Annotated in this window: 20 protein-coding genes and 1 pseudogene; 8 read left to right on the plus strand and 13 right to left on the minus strand. The window is 61.6% G+C overall.

Translation table 11 applies throughout. From position 1 onward, the window contains the following. Nucleotides 1–25: 25 nt before the first annotated feature. Nucleotides 26–1,669: a SulP family inorganic anion transporter gene (locus AC0L3O_RS13305; protein ID WP_473615775.1), complete on the plus strand. Its 1,644-nt coding sequence runs from the start codon at nt 26–28 to the stop codon at nt 1,667–1,669. A 1,107-nt stretch (nt 1,670–2,776) separates the two neighbouring features. Here AC0L3O_RS13305 and AC0L3O_RS13310 read toward each other — a convergent pair. The 4 genes from AC0L3O_RS13310 to AC0L3O_RS13325 all read right to left on the minus strand — a co-directional run bounded on the left by AC0L3O_RS13310 (nt 2,777) and on the right by AC0L3O_RS13325 (nt 4,905). Continuing rightward, entirely contained in the window at nt 2,777–2,998 is a 222-nt protein-coding gene (locus tag AC0L3O_RS13310) for a hypothetical protein (RefSeq protein ID WP_473615776.1), read from the minus strand. Further along, the gene (locus tag AC0L3O_RS13315; RefSeq protein WP_473615848.1) at nt 2,995–3,273 is read right to left on the minus strand and encodes a hypothetical protein; all 279 of its coding nucleotides are present in this window, start codon (nt 3,271–3,273) and stop codon (nt 2,995–2,997) included. The genes AC0L3O_RS13310 and AC0L3O_RS13315 overlap by 4 nt, the downstream gene beginning before the upstream one ends. 83 nt (nt 3,274–3,356) lie before the next feature. Beyond that, entirely contained in the window at nt 3,357–4,835 is a 1,479-nt protein-coding gene (locus AC0L3O_RS13320; RefSeq protein ID WP_473615778.1) for a CYTH and CHAD domain-containing protein, read from the minus strand. After that, entirely contained in the window at nt 4,771–4,905 is a 135-nt protein-coding gene (locus tag AC0L3O_RS13325) for a hypothetical protein (protein ID WP_473615854.1), read from the minus strand. Before AC0L3O_RS13325 ends, AC0L3O_RS13320 begins: the two co-directional genes overlap by 65 nt. An 84-nt stretch (nt 4,906–4,989) precedes the next feature. Here AC0L3O_RS13325 and AC0L3O_RS13330 point away from each other — a divergent pair, with 84 nt between their 5' ends. Next, nucleotides 4,990–6,750: a SulP family inorganic anion transporter gene (locus AC0L3O_RS13330; protein ID WP_473615779.1), complete on the plus strand. Its 1,761-nt coding sequence runs from the start codon at nt 4,990–4,992 to the stop codon at nt 6,748–6,750. Beyond that, nucleotides 6,743–7,576: a polyphosphate kinase 2 gene (ppk2, locus tag AC0L3O_RS13335; protein ID WP_128178101.1), complete on the plus strand. Its 834-nt coding sequence runs from the start codon at nt 6,743–6,745 to the stop codon at nt 7,574–7,576. The genes AC0L3O_RS13330 and ppk2 overlap by 8 nt, the downstream gene beginning before the upstream one ends. Before the next feature lie 37 nt (nt 7,577–7,613). On the opposite strand, the gene AC0L3O_RS13340 is transcribed toward ppk2, so the two are convergent. The 6 genes and pseudogenes from AC0L3O_RS13340 to AC0L3O_RS13365 all read right to left on the minus strand — a co-directional run bounded on the left by AC0L3O_RS13340 (nt 7,614) and on the right by AC0L3O_RS13365 (nt 13,786). Further along, nucleotides 7,614–8,090 carry a histidine kinase gene (locus AC0L3O_RS13340; RefSeq protein WP_128178093.1) on the minus strand — a complete coding sequence of 159 codons (477 nt, stop codon included), beginning with the start codon at nt 8,088–8,090 and terminating at the stop codon, nt 7,614–7,616. A gap of 276 nt (nt 8,091–8,366) precedes the next feature. Next, nucleotides 8,367–8,876, minus strand: coding sequence for a BA14K family protein (locus tag AC0L3O_RS13345; protein ID WP_473615781.1), 510 nt, complete (start codon nt 8,874–8,876; stop codon nt 8,367–8,369). A gap of 247 nt (nt 8,877–9,123) precedes the next feature. After that, nucleotides 9,124–9,364, minus strand: a pseudogene (locus AC0L3O_RS13350) (calcium/proton exchanger); the annotation flags it as partial. Between the two features lie 264 nt (nt 9,365–9,628). Next, complete coding sequence (locus AC0L3O_RS13355) at nt 9,629–9,943, minus strand: DUF6665 family protein (RefSeq protein WP_128174437.1); 315 nt, start codon at nt 9,941–9,943, stop codon at nt 9,629–9,631. 31 nt (nt 9,944–9,974) lie between these two features. Then, entirely contained in the window at nt 9,975–11,858 is a 1,884-nt protein-coding gene (locus AC0L3O_RS13360; RefSeq protein ID WP_128247198.1) for an ABC transporter ATP-binding protein, read from the minus strand. Nucleotides 11,859–11,911: 53 nt separating this feature from the next. Further along, nucleotides 11,912–13,786, minus strand: coding sequence for an ABC transporter ATP-binding protein (locus AC0L3O_RS13365; RefSeq protein WP_473615849.1), 1,875 nt, complete (start codon nt 13,784–13,786; stop codon nt 11,912–11,914). 871 nt (nt 13,787–14,657) lie between these two features. On the opposite strand from AC0L3O_RS13365, the gene AC0L3O_RS13370 reads away from it, so the two are divergent. Together AC0L3O_RS13370 and soxR are read left to right on the plus strand one after the other, a co-directional pair. Then, nucleotides 14,658–15,116, plus strand: coding sequence for a tRNA (cytidine(34)-2'-O)-methyltransferase (locus AC0L3O_RS13370; RefSeq protein ID WP_128169704.1), 459 nt, complete (start codon nt 14,658–14,660; stop codon nt 15,114–15,116). 205 nt (nt 15,117–15,321) lie between these two features. Continuing rightward, the gene (gene soxR, locus AC0L3O_RS13375; protein ID WP_023799942.1) at nt 15,322–15,768 is read left to right on the plus strand and encodes a redox-sensitive transcriptional activator SoxR; all 447 of its coding nucleotides are present in this window, start codon (nt 15,322–15,324) and stop codon (nt 15,766–15,768) included. On the opposite strand, the gene AC0L3O_RS13380 is transcribed toward soxR, so the two are convergent. Beyond that, nucleotides 15,765–16,022, minus strand: a complete 258-nt coding sequence (locus tag AC0L3O_RS13380) for a hypothetical protein (protein ID WP_473615782.1) — start codon at nt 16,020–16,022, stop codon at nt 15,765–15,767. The two genes, soxR and AC0L3O_RS13380, sit on opposite strands and share 4 nt — an antisense overlap. Nucleotides 16,023–16,127: 105 nt before the next feature. On the opposite strand from AC0L3O_RS13380, the gene hemF reads away from it, so the two are divergent. From hemF to AC0L3O_RS13395, 3 genes are all read left to right on the plus strand, one after another. Then, on the plus strand, nt 16,128–17,042 hold the full coding sequence (gene hemF, locus AC0L3O_RS13385) for an oxygen-dependent coproporphyrinogen oxidase (protein WP_128174433.1): 915 nt from the start codon (nt 16,128–16,130) through the stop codon (nt 17,040–17,042). Nucleotides 17,043–17,288: 246 nt separating this feature from the next. Continuing rightward, nucleotides 17,289–17,549 carry a DUF1344 domain-containing protein gene (locus AC0L3O_RS13390; RefSeq protein ID WP_023799944.1) on the plus strand — a complete coding sequence of 87 codons (261 nt, stop codon included), beginning with the start codon at nt 17,289–17,291 and terminating at the stop codon, nt 17,547–17,549. Between the two features lie 246 nt (nt 17,550–17,795). Further along, on the plus strand, nt 17,796–17,981 hold the full coding sequence (locus AC0L3O_RS13395) for a DUF1059 domain-containing protein (protein ID WP_023799945.1): 186 nt from the start codon (nt 17,796–17,798) through the stop codon (nt 17,979–17,981). A gap of 5 nt (nt 17,982–17,986) precedes the next feature. On the opposite strand, the gene AC0L3O_RS13400 is transcribed toward AC0L3O_RS13395, so the two are convergent. Continuing rightward, entirely contained in the window at nt 17,987–19,255 is a 1,269-nt protein-coding gene (locus tag AC0L3O_RS13400; RefSeq protein ID WP_023799946.1) for a CCA tRNA nucleotidyltransferase, read from the minus strand. Further along, entirely contained in the window at nt 19,252–19,884 is a 633-nt protein-coding gene (locus tag AC0L3O_RS13405) for a CoA pyrophosphatase (protein ID WP_128169702.1), read from the minus strand. Before AC0L3O_RS13405 ends, AC0L3O_RS13400 begins: the two co-directional genes overlap by 4 nt. Nucleotides 19,885–19,896: the final 12 nt, after the last annotated feature.

Below are 19,896 nucleotides of genomic sequence, written 5' to 3' on the forward strand. Positions count from 1 at the left end.
GATTGTTGAGCGCTGGCAAAGCGGCGTGAAAAAGCCCTCGATTGTTGCAATCCAACGCCTCGACGTGGTCGCAGGCCTGACGGCCTCAGCCGTCGTCCTGCCAAAGGCGATGGCCTACGCCACGGTTGCGGGCCTGCCGGTGAGTGTCGGACTTTACACGGCCTTCGTGCCGATGATCGTCTACGCGTTGCTTGGCACATCGCGCGTCCTGAGTGTAAGCTCTACGACCACCCTTGCGATCCTCGCTGGGACACAGCTCGGGCTCGCAGTTCCGGACGGTGATCCGGATAAGCTGATCACGGCAACTGCGACGCTCACCGCGCTGACCGGAGCCCTGCTGATCGGGGCCTCAGTGCTTCGCCTCGGGTTCGTCGCCAATTTCATTTCGTCTCCCGTTCTGACCGGCTTCAAGGCCGGTATCGGTCTTGTGATCGTACTCGATCAGGTGCCGAAGCTGCTCGGCGTGCACATTGCGAAGGAAGGCTTCCTCCGCGACATTCTGAGTGTGGCGCACCATTTACCCAACACGTCGCTGCTCACTCTGACCATCGCCATCGCGGCAATACTGGCGCTGTTGGCGATGGAGCGGCTCTGGCCCCATTCGCCGGCTCCCCTCGTAGCGGTGAGCGCGGGGATTGGGCTCTCATGGTTCGTCGGTTTGGATTCTGTGGGCGTCGCGATTGTGGGGTTCATCCCACAGTCGCTCCCGTCGATCACCCTACCGACTCTCAGCCTCGTCCAGCAACTCTTGCCGGGCGCGCTCGGCATCGCATTGATGAGCTTCACTGAATCGATCGCCGCTGGGCGAGCCTTCGCCGCCCCCGCCGAGCCACTCATCAAGGCCGACCGCGAGCTTCTTGCAACAGGGGCCGCCAACTTGGCGGGTGCGTTGTTCGGCGCCATGCCGGCGGGCGGTGGTACTTCCCAGACTGCCGTGGTCCGCGCGGTCGGAGGACAAACGCAGAAGGCATCTCTCGTCACGGCCTGTGCCGCGGCGGCCACCATGCTGCTCCTGGCCCCGCTGCTCAGCCTGTTGCCTCAGGCTGTGCTGGCGGCAATCGTGATCGTCTACTCGATCGGACTGATCAAGCCGGCCGAGTTCGTGTCGATCCGCAAGGTACGGCGAATGGAGTTTCGATGGGCGCTGGCGGCCTTCCTTGGCGTACTTGCCTTCGGCACGCTGCAGGGCATCGTCGTGGCGATCGTTCTGTCGCTCGTTGGCTTGGCCAGTCAGTCGGCCAACCCAAATGTCTACGTGATCGGCCGCAAGCGGGGCACCGACGTAATCCGTCCGTTGTCACCCGAGCACCCGGACGATGAGACATTCGAGGGCATGCTTATCCTCCGGCCGGAGGGACGGCTCTTCTTCGCCAATGCCCAACGGGTCGCGGATCAGATCCAGGCCCTGGTCGTCGAGCACAAGCCGCGCGTCCTCGCGCTCGACATGAGCCGGGTCTTCGACATCGAGTATTCCGCCCTCCAGATGATAATGGAGGGTGAACGCCGCATAACCGAGCAAGGAACGACGTGTTGGATATTGGCGCTGAACCCCAGCGTACTCGAATACATCCGGGCCTCTGGCTTCGCCGATCGACTAGGACCCGAGCGTCTATTCTCCAGCGTACGGGGAGCCATCCAGCACTATACGACGAGTTTCAATCAAAACTAGGCACCCATTGGCGCTCGGTCGTGAGCCACCTCTCGGTGGGCGTGAATATGACTGGGGATCCTGCCGTGAAGAGCGGTCGGATGGAACTTCGCTGATCATCCCATGTACTCTGTCAGGCGCGAGACAGGCAGCATTGGCTTGGCTCGAAGGAAGGCACGTACGAAGACCGGGCATTCAGCCGGCCACAGCCGGTGTCCTAGCTGAGATAGTAGGTCAAAGAATAAGACTACATTCCTCAAAGATCAGTGTTGCAAGTCATATGCTTGACCCGTCGATCGTAGTTGCTCAAGTGTTTTTCCTGCGCAACTTCCCGACCCGTCTCCGCCCACCGGATCGGCCTTGCCGCTTACAGTTATGGTGCCGGCCTGCCTGTCTGGCGAAATATAGACGGCAACCCCGTCTTGGCCAATTGTGGACAAATAGAAAGCACGATGCAGGCCGCTAACCTCGCAATGTACTAAGAAAGGAAAGTCATCAAATGATCCCTCGCTGGCATGCGCGATGGCCGCTAACTGCGACAACGCAGTGGCGGCGAAAGTTGCTCTTATGACCATACCACGCGCCTTCACGCGAGGATTCCGCCAAGACGCGACATATGCCATTTGATTGGACCCCACTTTGCTCGCCGTTATTTTTGATGCCGGTTGTGACGGTGGTGTGGACAACCACGCTATTCCCACATCTGCTCTATGAGTGGCTCTTCGAAAACCAAGTTTCGCGCATAAAGTGTCATCTGGCAAGTTTAGGCTCAGCGCAGAAGTCCGTCACCCAACTAAGGACTCAGACCGGCACTTCACCCTTACACAGCCAGACGGGCGGATGCGGACCCGAGCGCCACCAACTTCTTACTGAGGGGCGGCGCGCCGACGTTCTTTGGATTCTGTGTTGCGTGCGTGTATCTTGTGGTCCTGCCCAGGGTCAACGACAGGAGGGTCATACGACTGACGGCAAGACCATGCGGGCTCTTCGATTTGTCGGGTATCAGAAGCCCTTTGAGGTTTGCGACGTACCAATTCCGGAGGCTGGGCCAGGCTCTGTACGCGGGTGGAGATTACCGGGAAGAATACGCCGTTCATAAGATGGCACGGGACGCGGCCAGTGGATTAGTCACTGAACTGGTTCAAGGTTCCGCAACCCGTCGCTGACTAGCTGCAGCGTGGCGATCAGGCGCTTGTATTCCTCGATGATATCAGTCGAGAAATGCGCGAGTTGGACTGCATCGCCCCAATGGTGTGACGCTTCCCACGCAATCATGTCGCGGCAAAGCTCAATCTGTTGCTCGCGGATTGCTATTCGGTCGGCATTGGTTGGACGCAAGCGCCCGATCAAGAGCCGCCGGCTACGCGCTCGGCTATTGCGAACGCCTGCAGGTTCTTGACCTTGCCGTGGTCCTGATCGGCGGTTGCAATAATCGAGAAGAACGCCGCGCAGGCGATATCCTTCTTTGACGCGTTCGGATGCGCTTTCATTGCCGCCTTGGTCAATTGCTTGGGCGTCATGTCTGGCGTCACGACCCGCATCAGGGTGTCGGCAATAGCCTGCATCTCAGCAAAACTCCACTTGGCGACGCCAACCATATTAGCAGGATTGCGGGGAAACGCCATCAACCAAAGTTTGGTCTGTCAAACAATCGCCGCGTCTTCCGGAGGCCACAGCCGGGCCAGCGATCTCCATGCAGCGGGGCCGGTCACCTCCAGAAGGGGCGGGTCTCGTCGAGGCTTCCCCACAAGGTTTTTGCGCCAGCCCAGCCAAATTCGGCGCGCGCCTGACTCGCTCCGATCACCCATCCGATGGCGCGTTGCGCGGCCGGATCGCCGGCGCCGGGCGCTTCCGCTCCCGTCAACATGGCTCTGGCGACCGCCGCGTCGTTCAGGTCGCCGAAGACCGCCTGAAGTTTCTTCAATTGCTTCAGGAACGGTTCAGCACGTTTCGCCGGGTACAAGGGAGAGAAGAACTCAACCGCATAGCGCAGCTTCTTTAGTTCCTTGCGCAACTCGTGGCGCTGCTCCACATCGAGCGTCTCCAGTCCACGTGCGTGCTTGCTAACTGTCTTCCAGCGCTTGCTGAGTGCCTTGCCAGCCAACTCGACGACCGGCGCTGCAAGCCGCTCGGTCTGGCCAAAATCTTGAGGAACGAGCCAGCCTCGCGCCTCCACGAAACGCGCCAGGTCGATCAGGAACGCCTGCACGCGCGCGTCGGGGAGAACCTTGCGAAGGTCATCGCGCAGTCCCCCCGCCTGCCTCGAGAGAGCATCGGCAAGGGGCGGCAGACCCGGTTCATCCGCGTGGGCCTCGACCTCCCGCCGTACGATATTGTTCGCCACCATATCGATATCCCTGAGACGCCCGACCTCCTGGCCAAACCAGCGGGCTTCCATGCTGAGCCGCGTCATTTCCGGGCTCTTCAGAACGGAAGCGCAGACAGAGAACGCGCTTCGCAATCGGCGCAGGCCGATCCGCAACTGGTGCGGCCCTTCGGGATCGTCCAGCTCCCGGATCACCACGACATTCGTGGCGACCTGATCGAGGCACTCGCGAAGGACGCCGCGTGCCGCCTGCTCGGCGATCTGAGCCCGATCGAGTGCAACGTCCTCGGCATTGCGGGGCGCGAGCGGCGGGTCGATCCATCCCTGTTCCGCGAGCAGATAGCCGCGCGCCGCCTTGGAAAGCCGGGAGAACCTCAATCCCCCATCGGGAAACAGCGCGTGTGCAATGTCGAACAGTCCGCCCAGGCTGCCCTCAATGAGTTCGATCTCGAATTCACGCAACTCGGCCGAGCGCCCCCCGGCGTGGATTTCGCCGATGTCTATTGCCAGTTCCGCACGCGTGCCGTCCTCAAGGGACAACTCGCTGGCGGAACGCCTGATCACGGTCTCGCAGACGAACTCAAGCGGCGCGCCGTTCACGCGGCGAACGACTTCCTCTCGGACCGCTGCGTCCGGAATCGCTTCGAGAAACAGCCGGCCGCCCGGAGCCGGGTTCTCCACCTCGCCAACCTGCGACAGACCGCCATGCTGCTCTGGCTTGGTCTTGACGGTCTGTATCCAACGCCGCCCGTCGCGCCGGAGTCTGAGCACAATTCCTGCCTTCTTCAGCGCATGATCAGGGGTGTCGAGATAGATGCTTCTGAGCGTCCTGGTTTTCGGGCGGCCAGTAACCAGCTTCAACGCCTTCGCGCGCGCCCAGTTGGCTCGACGTCAGTTCGTCGAGGAGAAATTTTAGCTCGATCTCGCTCATTGGCCGAGTGTTGTCAGGCCCGGTACAAGGCTATAGAGTCGCTGAAGCTAATAAAATAGCTATGCCAGCTAAGGATTCAACCCGGTGGGCTTGCGCCTTCCCGTGCTTACGAGCCTTTCCGGTTATCAACCGGGCTGGGTGCGGAGCGATGTCTCTGCCGGGCTTGCAGTTGCCGCGGTTGGGCTTCCCAGTGCTATCGCCTATCCTGCGATAGCGGGCCTGCCGCCTGAGACCGGCATCTACGCGAGCATCGCGCCGCTGGTTGCCTACGCGATCTTTGGCCCCTCGCGTCAGCTCATAGTCGGTCCGGACGCGGCTACGATGACGGTGCTTGCGGCGGTTTTGGTCGCCGTTACCGCGAGCGTGCCAGTCGGGCTCGAAGTGGAGCGAACTGCGATCGCAGCAATCCTCGCGCTTGGCGTCGGTTTGTTTTGCCTGGCGGCGTGGGTGCTTCGGCTCGGCGTTCTTGCAACCTTCCTGTCGCGTCCCATCCTGACGGGGTTCTTCATCGGCATCTCGCTTTCGATCCTGATCGGCCAAATCGGTCGCTTCACCGGAGTCAAGGTCGAGGCGGAAGGCCTGCTCGCACCGGTCCTCGAACTTCTGCGCAAGGCCGGATCGATACATTGGCCGTCTCTTCTGCTGGCCTTGGGGATGTTCGGTTTGTTGCAGATCGCGCGGGCCATGCGTTTTCCGGTTCCCGGGCCAGTGCTGGTCGTGGTCCTCTCCGTAGTGCTTTCGGCCGTTTTCGACTTTGAAGGACGCGGCATCGCCGTAGTCGGCGATATTCCGACAGGGTTGCCCTCGTTGTCGTTGCCAGCGATCGCTGACCTTCCGATCCAGACATTGGCCCTCGGCGCCGCGGCGATCTTCCTCGTGAGCTACGGCGCCGGCATCATTACGGCCCGCAGCTTTGGGGCAATAGGCGGCTACCCGGTCGATCCGAACCGCGAACTCATCGGATTTAGCGCTGCGAACATAGGGGCGGGCCTTTTCGGCGCCTTCCCGGTGACGGCCTCCGACTCGCGCACGGCGGTCAACCTTACCGTTGGCGGACGCTCGCAGGTGACGAGCATCGTGGCTGCCGCGACCCTGATCGCGACACTGCTGTTTCTCGGTCCGACCCTAAGGATTATCCCGATCCCTGCGCTCGGGGCGATTCTTGCGGCTACTGCAATCAGCCTGATAGATCTCGCCGCCCTTAGGCAGATTTGGCGCATCAGCCGCATGGAGTTCGTCTTCGCCCTCATTGCGATGTGGGGTCCGATCGGTCTGGGCGTCCTTAACGGGGTTGTCATCGCGATCGGCGCGACGCTGGTCTATGTTTTGCGCAAGCTGATGTTTCCCCGCGACGCTATGCTCGGCCGTGTTCCAGGCCATGACGGTTTCTACAAACTGCATCGAACGCCCGAGGCCCGTCAGGTACCCGGCCTCGCCGTATGCCTCATTCAAGGCAGCCTGCTGTTCTTCAACACCGACTACGTCGCATCGCGGCTGCGGTCCATTGCCGAGGAATTGCCGGCAGACACACGCTGGCTGCTGATTGATGCAAGTGCAATTTCCCAGATCGACAGCTCGGCAGCGGCAATGCTGGAGGAGCTATGTGACGAATTGCGCAATCGCGGGATCAGGCTTGGCGTAGCGGAGCTTCACGCCGAAGCGCGCGATATCCTTGTTCGCGCCGGCGTGATCGAGCGCATTGGCTCCGACATGGTCTTCGACATTCTCGAAGAGGCGTATCATGCGTTCGAGGCCCCAAGCGTGACAGTTCAGGGACTCTCCTGCTGTCACCCAACTGTCATTTTAATGGCTGCGTGCCAGTGGAGTGGAGGAAGACATGAGTAAGAAGAATAGAGACAGGGCAGCGGCTACGATATCCGAACCGGCGGAGGAAGCGAAATCGGGAGGAAAAAAATATGCGAAGGAACTCGCCCGGTTGCATGTTGAGCTTGCCCACCTTCAGGCCTGGGTGAAGAAGTCTGGTGCCCGCATCGCGATCATTTTCGAGGGCCGTGACGCCGCCGGGAAAGGCGGCGTGATCAAGCGCCTGACCGAGCGGGTCAGCCCACGAGTGTTCCGCGTCGTCGCCCTGCCGGCTCCGACCGATCGAGAGAAGACCCAGATCTACATGCAGCGCTACATCCAGCACCTGCCCGCCGGAGGCGAGATCGTGATATTCGACCGCTCCTGGTACAACCGTCCTGGCGTCGAACGCGTCATGGGTTTCTGTAGCGACAAGCAGGCGCGGCGCTTTCTCGAACAGGCGCCGACGTTTGAAACCGCCCTGGTCGAAAGCGGCATAACGCTGCTCAAATACTTCCTCGATGTGAGTGAGGAAGAACAGGAGCGGCGTTTCCGACAGCGGGCCGACGACCCCCTTCGACAGTGGAAACTGAGCCCGATGGATGTCGAATCGTACAACCGCTGGTGGGATTACACCCGCGCTTACGACGAGATGATCCGTGCAACAGACACAAGGCATGCGCCCTGGTGGATTGTGCCGTCAAACGACAAGAAGCGCGCGCGCATCAACTGCATTTCGCACATTCTGAGCTCCATCCCCTATGAGCGCGTCGAGTTCGAAAAACCTAACTTCAGCAAACGCCAGAAGCGGCCCGACAACTTCGTGGACGATGCAACTCCGCGCAACGTGGTGCCGAACGTGCTTTGACCCAGCTATACACGCTGTTCAGAACCATTACCGGTTCCTATTTGGTTTCGGGCTCCCAATTTAAGAAGAAGCCGACGTCGCCAGGGATTCCGCCGGGGAAGTTAATAATCATGGCCTTAAGCTTGTAACCCTGCGGCTTCGCATTCTTCTGGTAGCGCTCATAGAACTGCTTGGCCTTCCCCTGGAGCGTTTCGGGCCATTGCGGATCAGCGCTGTTGATGGCTCGGCCGCTGTCAGTGCAAAGGGCCGACGGAAAACTATATACTAGTGCTTCGTACTTGCCGTTCTTGACAGCGTTCATCACCAGGCGGCGGACCATCGCGATTTCATTCTCGTTCACCTGGTCCTTGAGGAAACTTTCTGTGAACTTCGTGAGCTCCTGATTTTTTTTCGCCCGCAGCTTTTCCTGCTTGTCTGCCTCCGCCATCTGCTCCTCTAGGAGAGCCATTCGCAGTTGCTCAGCGCTCGGCGGCGCCGCATTTATGTCTAAAGCTGTGTCTTTGATGTTGGCCATTTTCTCCTCCACTCGAAACCGTTCGAGAATAGAACACAGAGGCAGATCGACGTCTTGCCAATCTCGTTCGTTGGGCTCAATTCATGCCCACCCAACCGCAAGAACGTAAATCAGCAGGGTAGTCGACTGAGGCAGGCTGCCAGCCGCACGTTGAAGGGATCGGCCGCCGCGGCAAGAAGTCTTGTCTTCGCAGTCCAGCTACCATTCCATGATGCCATGTGGGCACATCAAGGTCAAATTCGCGATAGGCGGTAGAATATGTCGCGACAGGCCGCGCTAGTAGCAATTACCGGAATCGGCTTCCCGGGGCGAGCATGGGCGATAGGACCTGTTTGAGTGATACCCATTGCCATAATACCGGTCGCCATAATACCGGTTGCGGTAATACCGGTCGCGGTAATACGGTTCGCCATAATAGGATCCGCCATAATAGGATCCGCCATAATAAGGTCTGCCGTAATAGGGTCCGCCGTAATACGGATCGCCGTAGAAGCCGCTTCGGTAATACCCGCCGTAGTAGCCGTTGTTGTTGGCGATCATGCTGCCGAGCAGCGCTCCAGCGACAAATGCGCCGGCGGGGAACCAAAAGTCGTTGTGCCTATGGTATCCCGGACGATAGTGGCGATAGCCGCGATAACCCCTGTACCAGCCATCTCGAATTTGGATGACATCGGACTGCGCGCTTTGTGCCCTGGGCACGAAGATCGGTGCGGCATCAACTGGAACAGTGCTTGTAAGTGCAAAAGTGGCGACCAGGCAGGTCGCTATGCCTGACAGGAACCTCATGATCGCGTCCCTCGCTGGTGGCAATGTTTGCCGTATGCGAAACGTCGTCATTAACTGAAAGAATCCAAATTTGTTCCCGAGACCGGCAAATTGTCTCAAGCCGCTCCGAACCTTTGACGGTCAGACAGGCCGCCGTCCCCAGAGCTACGGGCGCCGGCAACATCGATTCGCCTGCGTCCGGATGGGGATCCCCGCCGCCGAAAAACTCCCGATGCGTTTTAAGCGAGAATACCAGACCGAGTGAGTAGATGATCAGTTGGGTGAGGTTGCCCAGCGTCGCATTGAGAAGGCCGCCCACCCGTATCGCCCGTTTTGGTCGCCATCGACTCGGTGGCGTAGCTCAGCAGCGCGGCCAGCGGCACGATCGCCAGCACGGAAAGCACAAAAAGCAGCGTGTGTGCTTCGGGCTCGAGTGCTTGGGCGACGAACACCGCAGGCGCAAAGGCCAACAACCAGAGAACGGGATTGTCACGGATTTCTTTGAGCAAGGGGGGCCATGGATACGATCAGCGAAATACTGCTTGTCTTAGAACGAGCGCTGGCTGGTCCATGGCTTCAACCCCGCCAGCAGGCTTCCGAGCCATCAGTGCTGGTTGCCAAAAATGTCAGCTATCAGGCAGCGAAATGGGCTGATGAAGGGCGGCTTCGGGTCAACTTATTCCGTAGCGCGAGCGAATCTGGACGACTGGAACGGGTCGAAATCGGTATTTATTTCGTCTTCGGTACCAAGCGTCAGATTTCAACACTATTGTCTATTTCGCGCCAAGCCTGGCCAGCACGGCCTTGGGGATGTTGTATTCCCGGATCACTGCGTCGTGCTTGCGCAAGCCGCACAATTCGCGCTGGATGAAATAGCCATGGACCGCCTCCGCCGCGTCCCTGAGCAGGCGAGCACGACGTTCGCCATCCTCGCCATGTTCACGCAACCTCGCCAGCGTTTCATCCACCCGCCGGCCGGCGCGGCCGAGCGCCGCCGCCTTTTCGCCGAGGATTTCATGGCCGAGCAGGTCGAGCGCGCTCTCCCGCGCTCCCGACCGTCCGAAATTCGATGGCATTCTCACCGACATGATTCACTCCGGTTTTTGCTGAAATCTGGCCCTACTCCGCCGGCCGCGTCTCCTCCAGCACGCTCTCCTCGTTGAACAGGAAGCCGCCGGACTGCCGCTTCCACAGCCGCGCATAAAGCCCGTCGATAGCGACCAGTTCGTCATGCGTGCCTTGTTCGACGATGCGGCCGCCGTCGAGCACCACCAGGCGATCGAGTGCCGCGATGGTCGACAGCCGGTGCGCGATTGCGATGACCGTCTTGTTCTCCATCAGCCTCGCCAGATTTTCCTGGATGGCCGCCTCGATGTCGGAATCGAGCGCCGACGTCGCCTCGTCGAGTATCAGGATCGGCGCGTCCTTGAGGAAGACGCGGGCGATCGCCACGCGCTGGCGCTGGCCGCCCGACAATTTCACGCCGCGCTCGCCGACAAAGGCCTCGTAGCCCTGGCGATCACGATTGTCGCGCAAGTCAAGGATGAAGTCGTGCGCCTCGGCCTTCTTCGCGACCGCGACCACCTCGGCGTCGGTCGCGTCCGGCATGCCGAGCTTGATGTTGTCGCGAAGCGAGCGGTGGAAAAGCGCAGTATCCTGGCTAACGACGCCGATATTGGCGCGCAGCGAATCCTGCGTCACCTTTGAAACATCCTGGCCGTCGATGGTGATCTTGCCGGCCTCGAGGTCGTAGAGGCGCAGGATCAGATTGGCCAGCGTCGTCTTGCCGGCGCCGGACGGCCCGACCAGTCCGACCTTCTCGCCCGGCCGCACGACAAGATCGATGCCGTTGAGCACGCCGAATCCCTTGCCATAGTGGAACTCGACCTGTTTCACGTCGATGCGGCCGCCGGCGACGACAAGCTCCCTGGCGTCAGGCGCGTCGGTCAGGCCGAGCGGCTGCGAGATCAGCGCCTTGGAATTTTCCAGCACGCCGAGATTCCGCAGGATGCCGTTGAGCTGCATCATCAGCCGGCCGAGTAGCATGTTGAGCCGCAACACCAGCGACAACGTGAAGGCGACGGCGCCGACGGTGATCGAGCCTTCGAGCCAGAGATAGACCGCAAAACAGGCGATCGCGGTGATCATCATCCCCGACAGCGTCGTCAGCGCCATGCGCACGCCGGTTAGCCGGCGGGTGAACGGGCGCAGCGCGTCAAGATAGATATCGAAGCCGCTCCTGATGTAGCGGTCGTCGCCGTCGGCCGAGAACAGCTTCAGCGTCTGCACGTTCGAATAGGAATCGACGATGCGGCCGGTGATCATCGAACCAGCCTCGGCGGTTGCCTCGGCATGCTTGCGGATCGCCGGCAGATAGCGCTTGGCCAGCCAGCCGAAGGCGGTGATCCAGATCACCACCAGCACCGCCAGCCGCAAGTCGAGACCGGCGACCAGCACCAGCGTCGTCACCGTATAGACGACCATGAACCAGACGACCGCGATGAAGCTTTCCATCAAATCGCCGGTCGCCTGGCCCGCCTGCCAGACCTTGGTCGCGATGCGGCCGGCGAAGTCGTTCTGGAAGAAGGCGTAGGACTGGCGCGAAACATGACGGTGCGCCTGCCAGCGCACCAGATTGTAGAAGCCGGGGGTGATGGTCTGCTCGTCGACCAGCGCCGCCAGGCCGACGACGATGGTGCGGACGACCAGCACCACGGCGGCCATGAAGACAAGTTCGGGGCCGGCGGCAGTCCACAGCGCGTCCCAGCTGCGCTCGCCGGGGATCTGGTCGAGAATGTCGACCAGCCTGCCGACGAAGTAGAACAGCCCAGCCTCGACCAGCGGCGCAATGCCGCCGATGACAAGCATGGCGAAGAAGGCGACCTTCGCCTGGCCGACATAGTGCCAGAGGAAACCGCTGACGCTGACCGGTGGCCGAAGGTCCGCGGGCTCCCTGAACGGATAGACCCAGTTCTCGAACCAGCGATAGACGGCAATCATCATTCAGCGGCCATCATTCTGCTGCCCATCATTCCACTGTCATCATTCCGCTGCTATCATTCCGCTGCTTGGCCCTTGACGATGGCATCGTTGGCGGCGGCACCGTCGTCGAGCAGGAAGCCGCCCGATTGGCGCTGCCAAAGCTGCGCATAGAGCCCGCCGCTGGCGACGAGTTGCTCATGCGAACCTTCCTCGATGATGCGGCCCTTGTCCATGACGACGAGCCGGTCCATCGCCGCGATGGTCGAGAGCCGGTGCGCGATGGCGATGACGGTCTTGCCTTGCATCAGCTTATAGAGGTTCTCCTGGATGGCGGCCTCAGCCTCGGAATCAAGCGCAGACGTCGCCTCGTCGAGAATGAGGATCGGTGCGTCCTTCAGCATAACACGGGCAATCGCGATGCGTTGCCGCTGGCCGCCTGACAATTTGACGCCACGATCGCCGACATGCGCATCGAAACCGGTGCGGCCACTGGCGTCCGAAAGCCTTGATATGAAATCAAGTGCCTCGGCGCGGCGTGCTGCCTCGACCAGCATCTCGTTGCTGGCGTCCGGTCGGCCATAAAGGATGTTCTCGCGCACTGAGCGATGCAGCAGCGAGGTATCCTGCGTGACCATGGCGATCTGGGCGCGCAGCGAATCCTGCGTCACCGCCGCGATTTCCTGGCCGTCGATCAGGATCTTGCCGCTTTCAAGGTCGTAGAAGCGCAACAGAAGGTTGACCAGCGTCGACTTGCCGGCGCCCGAGCGGCCGACGATGCCGACCTTTTCACCCGGCTTCACCGTCAGCGACAGGCTTTCGATCATGCCTTTCTGCTTGCCGTAGTGGAAGCGGATGTCCTCGAAACGGATCTCGCCCTTGATCACGACAATGTCCTTGGCGCCAGGCCTGTCTTCGACGACGCGCGGCAGCGAGATCGAGCTGATGCCGTCCTGCACCGTGCCGATATTCTCGAACAGGGTGGACATCTCCCACATGATCCATTGCGACATGCCCCAGAGCCGAAGCACGAGGCCGATGACCAGGGCGACGGCGCCGATCGTCACCACCTGGCCGAGCCACAGCCACAGCGAGATCGCAGTGACCGAAAACAACAGCAGTGAGTTGAGGACGTAGAGCAGGCCGTAGAGCCGCGTCACCAACCGCATCGACCGGTAGACCGTATCGAGAAAGCCGGCCATGCCTTCCCGGGCGAAGGACGCCTCGCGCCGCGCATGCGAGAACAGCTTGACCGTCTGGATGTTGGAGTAGCTGTCGACGACGCGGCCGGTCATAGTCGAGCGCGCGTTGGCCTGCTCCTCGCCGACCTTGCCCAATCGCGGGATGAAATAGCGCAGGAGCAAGACATAGCCGGCAAGCCAGACGGCAAGCGGTGCTGCCAGCCGCCAGTCGGCCGAACCGACAATGAACAGCATGCCGAGGAAATAGACCACGACATAATTGAGCACGTCGATGAGCTTGATGACGCATTCGCGCACGGCGAGCGCCGTCTGCATCAGCTTGGTCGCGATGCGTCCGGCGAACTCGTCCTGGTAGAAGGCCATCGACTGCTTGAGCAGGTAGCGATGCACCTGCCAGCGGATACGCATCGGATAGTTGCCCATCAGCGTCTGCTGGTTGAGGAGCGCATGGAACCAGACCGTCGCCGGCAGCGCGAAAACCACGATGAAAGCCATGCCTGCGAGCTTCCAGCCCTCGGTCTGCAGGAATGTCTCGCGATTCTGCACCGACAGCCAGTCGACGATCCGGCCCATGAAGCCGAACATCCACACCTCGGCAAGGGCGATAGCCGTCACCAGCATCGCATCGATCGCGATGTAAGGCCAGGCGCCGAGCGTATAGTGGACGCAGAACGCGATCAGCGTCTTCGGCGGCTCGACCGGCTCCTCGGCAGGGAACGGATCGAGCCTTGTTTCAAACCAGCGGAACATTGTCTTGGTACTCACATGCTCGTTTTCGCTCTCGCCGCGCGGGAGCGTGTAGCGTCCTGGGAGCGCATGGCGTCATGGGTCGCGTGGCAGCAAGGACCGGCGTCCCGGAATCACCCGGGCCGCCGATCCTGCTTCGCGCAATATAGGATGTCGCGGGCTTTTCGCCGACAGGCTCGTTTGACGATCCTGACAGCGCTGTGTCGACCACCCGGAGTTTCGCGCCGGTTTTCGCGCCAGGGCGGATCAGCCTAATGATCCGGCGCACCAGCGACGGCCGGCTGCGGTCGGGAACCGCGCGCGAGAAGTCGACGTCCGGCAGCATGCCGCGATGCGGGCGCCGGCGGGTTTCGGCGTGAACCGCCGACGAGTAGGTTTCGCCGACCAACAGCGTCCAGGTCGCCATCCTGCGCTCGTGCAGGTTTCTTGAACCGGGAATTTTGCAGGGATCGAACATCGGTCCGTCCTCCATGTGAAAATAGGGAAAAAAATCCGTCCTGTTCGCAGCTGAATGGCCAGCGAAAGACGGGGGTTGAACAGCGGCGTGCTCAGGCGGGGCGTTCAGCCCCTTCGACAGCTTGAAAAACATCGCAGGATTCCTTCGAAAACCGAAAAAGGGTTTCGGCTAAGAAGCGGTGCGATCGAAGTCTAAAAGGTCAGGAGAATCGTCGAACCGAAACCGCCGGCAGGCTGGTAAGCCCACATGAGGGGCGCTGGATGTGCATGATCATCATGAATTACCCCTCCATCGGTTCGGGTTGACAATGCCCGGCGTATAACCGACTTCGCAGAAAATGACCACCCGCCGGTCCAGAAATTTCCAAAACCGCGAACCTGTTGTGGCCGATCTGCCACTTATTAGAAGGATGCGGAAATGAACAACCGTCTCCGCATCGCGCTCTACCAGCCGGATATCGCCGGCAACACCGGGACGATCCTGCGCTTCGCGGCTTGCCTTGGTCTCGGCGTCGACATCATCGAACCGGCCGGCTTCCCGCTCTCCGACCGGGCGCTGAAACGGGCCGGCATGGATTATCTCGAAATGGCGGCGCTGACCCGGCATGTCGACTGGCAAGCCTTCGAGAACTGGCGCAGAGGCGAAGCGCGGCGGCTGGTGCTGCTGTCGACCAGAGCCGCGACCGCCTACACCGATTTCGCCTTCGCCGATGCCGACATTCTTCTGTTCGGCCGCGAATCCGCAGGCGTGCCTGACCCTGTCCACGAAGCGGCGGATGCGCGACTGATCATCCCGATGCAGCCGGGCGCGCGCAGCATCAACGTCGCGCTTTCCGTCGCCATGGTGGCCGGCGAGGCGATCCGGCAGCTCGGATAGGATTTGCAGATCTTCAGTGGGCGCAGCCAACCCGGCCGCTTTCTGGCCCCCGGCTGCTTCCTGGCCCCCGGTTGCTTCCTGAACAATGACCGGACCCTCGCTTGTCACTCGTACCCAGGCGCACATCGCCTTCTCCTGCGGTTTGCATATCAAGGGTTTCTTCGTTACAAGCTCAACTAAACTTGAGGTCAAGCGGAAAATTCAAATGGCTGCGGTGACGGAATTGACGGTCGGCCAAGTGGCCACGCGCAGCGGGGTGGCAGTGTCGGCGCTGCATTTCTACGAGGCGCGCGGATTGATCCGCAGCCACCGCACATCAGGCAACCAGCGGCGCTACGGCCGCGACGTGCTGCGGCGGGTGGCGATCATCAAGGTGGCACAGGAGGTCGGCATCTCGCTGGCCGAGATCGGCGAGGCATTGGCATCGCTGCCTGAAGGCCGCACGCCGACGCGCGGGGACTGGAATGTGCTTTCAACCGCCTGGCGCGACCAGCTCGATCGCAAGATTGCCCAGTTGAAGAAGCTGCGCGACGGGCTGACCGACTGCATCGGCTGCGGCTGCATGTCGATCGACAAGTGCCCGCTGCGCAACAAGGAAGACCGGCTGAGCGCCCAAGGCCCGGGCGCAAGGCGGTTGTTGGTCGCTCGCTAATCCGCCGCCGGCAATCGCCTGATGGTGAATTCGATGACGTCGCCCGGCCGCTCGAACCAGCTTTCGATCTCGGTCCAGTAGGCCTGCTTGGGAAAGCGCTCGAACCACTCCTTCGCCTTGAGCCGCGCATCGGAGCGCGGCAGGACGAAGGTCTCGCGCAAAAACCCGTCGCGCGGCGTGCGCTCGCGCTCGGCGCGCGAACGGTCGAGCCTCTTCTTCAGGCCATCCAGCGGCGGTCTTGCCGGAGTGCGCACGAAAGAACTCCATTCACACTTGACCCTTGCACCTAAGAGATTAGGGATCGCGGCCGGAAAAGACGAGTCATTTGTCGGGGTACGCCCGACAACAGGAGACAGCATTTGCAACGACCCGAAATACCGGCGGGGCTGCCGGCCGACATCGAACAGAAGAAGATGAAGGCGCGGCTGTGGTTCGAGACGCTGCGCGAGCGCATCTGCGCCGCCTTCGAGCAGATCGAGCAGGACCTGCAGGGGCCGCAGGCCTCATGGTCGCCCGGCCGCTTCGAAAAGACGCCGTGGCAGCGCGACGCCGGCAAGGGCGGCGGCGGCACCATGTCGATGATGCGCGGCCGTGTCTTCGAGAAGGTCGGCGTCCACACCTCGACGGTCTATGGCGAGTTCTCGCCGGAGTTCAGGAAGCAGATGCCGGGCGCCGAGGAAGACCCGCGCTTTTGGGCGAGCGGCATTTCGCTGATCGCCCATCCGTGGAACCCCAACGTGCCGGCGGTGCACATGAACACGCGCATGGTCGTCACCTCGCGCCAATGGTTCGGCGGCGGCGCCGACCTGACGCCGGTGCTCGACCGTCGCCGCAGCCAGGGGGACCCGGACACGGTCGCCTTCCACCGCGCCATGCAATTTGCCTGCGAGAAGCACGCTGGCGTCGCCGACCACGCGAAATTCAAGGCCTGGTGCGACGAGTATTTCTATCTGCCGCACCGCAACGAACCGCGCGGCACCGGCGGCATCTTCTTCGACTGGCTGCATTCGGACGAGGACAGAGGCGGCTGGAACGCCGATTTCAACTTCGTCCAGGATGTCGGGCGCACTTTTCTCGTCGTCTACGGGCATCTGGTGCGGGCCAATTTCAACGACAACTGGACCGACGGCGACCGCGAAGAACAGCTCATTCGCCGCGGCCGCTATGTCGAATTCAACTTGCTTCACGATCGCGGCACCATCTTCGGGCTGAAGACCGGCGGCAACGTTGCCGCGATCCTGTCCAGCCTGCCGCCAGAGGTGAAATGGCCGTAAAATCTCGGTGAGTTGGACGTGAGTCGCAATCGGGTCCAAATCGCAGGATTCTGGCGGCGAATGTGGCGCGCAGAATATCTTTTTCGTCTAATATCCATTTGAAAAAGCAAGACTATTTTTCGTTACGGGCCGGGAAACGCCGGCGGTTCTCGCCTCCCTGGAACCGCGACCCGACGCGACCGGACGGCCCATGATTGAGTGGGGCACCTCCGAAAAATGGTGCCTTCATTTCCAGGAGAGCATGCCATGCGCAAGCTTATTATGTCGGTTGCGGCTGCCGCCGTTCTTGCCTCTGGTGGCGCTGCCTTCGCAGCGGTCAAGCACACCACGGGCACGATCAAGACTTACGATGGAACGGCCATGAGCCTTGTTCTGGATAACGGATCTACCTTTACGCTGCCCAAGGCCTTCAAGAATCCTGGCCTGAAGGCTGGCGAAAAGGTCCGCGTTTCGTGGGACATGAGCGGCAAGCACAAAATTGCCGAGGCAGTCAGGATTGTGAAGTGATGGCCTGCCCGCTGGAGCAAGACGAGGTCTTGCCTCCGGGGTAGCGTCAAGAGGGCGGAGCAGCGATGCTCCGCCTTTTTCGGTCTCTGCAGCAACCAAAACCATCCGATCGTGTTATGCTGGTTCGGCCAGCGCATGACCCGAAAACCGAACCGGTTTCCGACAGAGATCATGCGTCGATCAAAGGTGCTGGAGCTTCCGTGTCAGAGCAGATGCGGCACTCCGAGGAGGAAAGGGAGAAATCCGATGAAGGAATTCCACTGCGGCTCGCTCGTTCCGGGTTGTGACTGGCATACGCGCGCCGACGAGGAAGCCGAGATCATGCGTCGTGCCGTCGAGCATATGCGTGAGACGCATGGCGAGACGATCATTCGCGAGACGATGATCGAAGCGATCCGTTCGCGCATCGAAAAGGCTCGCGACGCGGCCTGATTTGCCTAATTTTCGAGTGCTTCTGCGGCGCGCTTGAGAAGTGCGCCGCGATCCAGCGCAAAGCCGGACTCGATCCACTCGTTTTCGAGGTTCTTCAGGGTTGCGCCGAGTTTCGGCCCGGGCGACGCGCCAAGCCTCGTCAGATCGGCGCCCTTGAGCGGAAAGTCGGGCTTTTTCCATTTTCCGGCAAAGGCCAGCAGCCGCGAAAAGCCGCCAGCTTCGAGCAGCGCGTCGTTGTCCTCGACGGCACGGGCTCGAGCGGAAGCGAGCGACAGCCGCAAGCGATCGACAAGGCCCTGACGATCGCCGCGATAGAGCCGTTTTGCGAGTTCCGCTTCGGTCGTCTTCGGCCCGACGGGCGCTGTCAGCGCCCACTGCCTGAGGCGACCGGCGTCGCTGACGGAGGACCTCAACCGCTCCGCGAGCGTCTTCATCCGCGCTGCGTCCGGCGGCACGATCGCTTCAAGCCTGAGCAGCGGGTCCAGCGTCCAGCCGAGATCCTTCTCCGCCCTGGTCAGCGCATGGATCGCATCGATGCCCCATTTCTCGCTCTCCGGCAGAACGCTGGTGAGCACGCCCGCCTGGCGCATCCACAGCAGGGCGCGCGATGGATCGGGGGCCGACAGCAGCTTCTTCAGTTCGGACCAGACGCGCTCGACCGAGAGTTGGCCAAGCCCCTCCTTGAGCCGGGCGCAAGCCTTCAGCCCTTCGGCATCCGGCCGGCCGTCGCCATACCAGGCGAAGAAGCGGAAAAAGCGTAGGATGCGCAGATAATCCTCGCGGATGCGCGCCTCCGGATCGCCGATGAAGCGCAGCCGGCGCGCCTCGATATCGGCAATGCCGCCGACCAGGTCGACGATCGTGCCGTCGGCCTCGGCATAGAGCGCGTTGATGGTGAAATCGCGTCGTTCCGCATCGGCCTTCCAGTCGCGCCCGAACAACACTTTTGCCCGCCGTCCGTCGGTCTCGATGTCGGCGCGCAGCGTGGTCACCTCGAATGGCTTGCCGCCGGCGACAATCGTGATGGTGCCGTGCTCGATGCCGGTCGGCACCGCCTTGAAACCCGCCGCCTCGGCGCGGCGGATGGTCTCGTCAGGCACGGTTGTGGTGGCGATATCGACGTCGGCAACCGGCTGGCCGATGAGCGCATTGCGCACCGCACCGCCGGCGACGCGCGCCTCCTCGCCGCCATCCGCCAAAGCCGCCAGCAGGCGCTGCAAATGCCGTTCCCCGAGCCAGTCGGCTTTGCCCGCGAGCGACACCCGGCCGCTCACGTATAGAGCCTTTCATAGAGCGTGCGGATGATGCCCGCGGTGACGCCCCAGATGCGCTGTCCGTCATAGGGCATTTCGTAGAAGACCCATTCGAGATCGTTCCACATGCGGCTGTCGCGGCCGTGGTTGGCCGGGTCCATCAGAAAGCGCAGCGGCACTTCGAAGGCGGCGTCGACCTCCTCGGAATTCAGCGTCAGTGAAAAGTCCGGCCGCACTATTCCCAGCACCGGGGCGATCCGGTAGCCGCTGCCGGAGACGTAATCGGGCATGCGGCCAATGATCTCGACCCGATCCTGGCCAAGCCCGATCTCCTCGAATGTCTCGCGCAATGCCGCCGCCTCCGGGCTCGGATCGGTAGGATCGATCGTGCCTCCGGGAAAGGCCACCTGCCCCGAATGGCTGCGCAGCTTTTCCGCCCGCTTGGTCAGCAGAACCGTTGCATCGCGTCCATGATCGACCACCGGGATCAGCACGGCGGCATCGCGCAGCGCCTTTGCGAGCTTCAAACGCGGATGTCCCGGGTTGAAGCGATGGTCGCCATAATCGTCGGCGGCATGCGCCAGCGGCTGCGCCGCGACGCGGGCGCGAAAATCCGCGGCCGAAAACGGCGCCGGCGTCACTTGGTCCATAGTGTCACCTGG

This window comes from Mesorhizobium sp. WSM4810, from assembly GCF_055811235.1.

Coding starts and splice junctions, on each gene's coding strand:
- AC0L3O_RS13405 (WP_128169702.1), bottom strand. CDS start 19,884: ATGGACCAAGTGACGCCGGCGCCGTTTTCGGCCGCGGATTTTCGCGCC.
- AC0L3O_RS13325 (WP_473615854.1), bottom strand. CDS start 4,905: ATGAGCGAGATCGAGCTAAAATTTCTCCTCGACGAACTGACGTCGAGC.
- AC0L3O_RS13395 (WP_023799945.1), top strand. CDS start 17,796: ATGAAGGAATTCCACTGCGGCTCGCTCGTTCCGGGTTGTGACTGGCAT.
- AC0L3O_RS13390 (WP_023799944.1), top strand. CDS start 17,289: ATGCGCAAGCTTATTATGTCGGTTGCGGCTGCCGCCGTTCTTGCCTCT.
- AC0L3O_RS13360 (WP_128247198.1), bottom strand. CDS start 11,858: ATGATGATTGCCGTCTATCGCTGGTTCGAGAACTGGGTCTATCCGTTC.
- AC0L3O_RS13345 (WP_473615781.1), bottom strand. CDS start 8,876: ATGAGGTTCCTGTCAGGCATAGCGACCTGCCTGGTCGCCACTTTTGCA.
- AC0L3O_RS13340 (WP_128178093.1), bottom strand. CDS start 8,090: ATGGCCAACATCAAAGACACAGCTTTAGACATAAATGCGGCGCCGCCG.
- ppk2 (WP_128178101.1), top strand. CDS start 6,743: ATGAGTAAGAAGAATAGAGACAGGGCAGCGGCTACGATATCCGAACCG.
- soxR (WP_023799942.1), top strand. CDS start 15,322: ATGGCTGCGGTGACGGAATTGACGGTCGGCCAAGTGGCCACGCGCAGC.
- AC0L3O_RS13370 (WP_128169704.1), top strand. CDS start 14,658: ATGAACAACCGTCTCCGCATCGCGCTCTACCAGCCGGATATCGCCGGC.
- AC0L3O_RS13365 (WP_473615849.1), bottom strand. CDS start 13,786: ATGTTCCGCTGGTTTGAAACAAGGCTCGATCCGTTCCCTGCCGAGGAG.
- AC0L3O_RS13315 (WP_473615848.1), bottom strand. CDS start 3,273: ATGGCGTTTCCCCGCAATCCTGCTAATATGGTTGGCGTCGCCAAGTGG.
- AC0L3O_RS13355 (WP_128174437.1), bottom strand. CDS start 9,943: ATGTCGGTGAGAATGCCATCGAATTTCGGACGGTCGGGAGCGCGGGAG.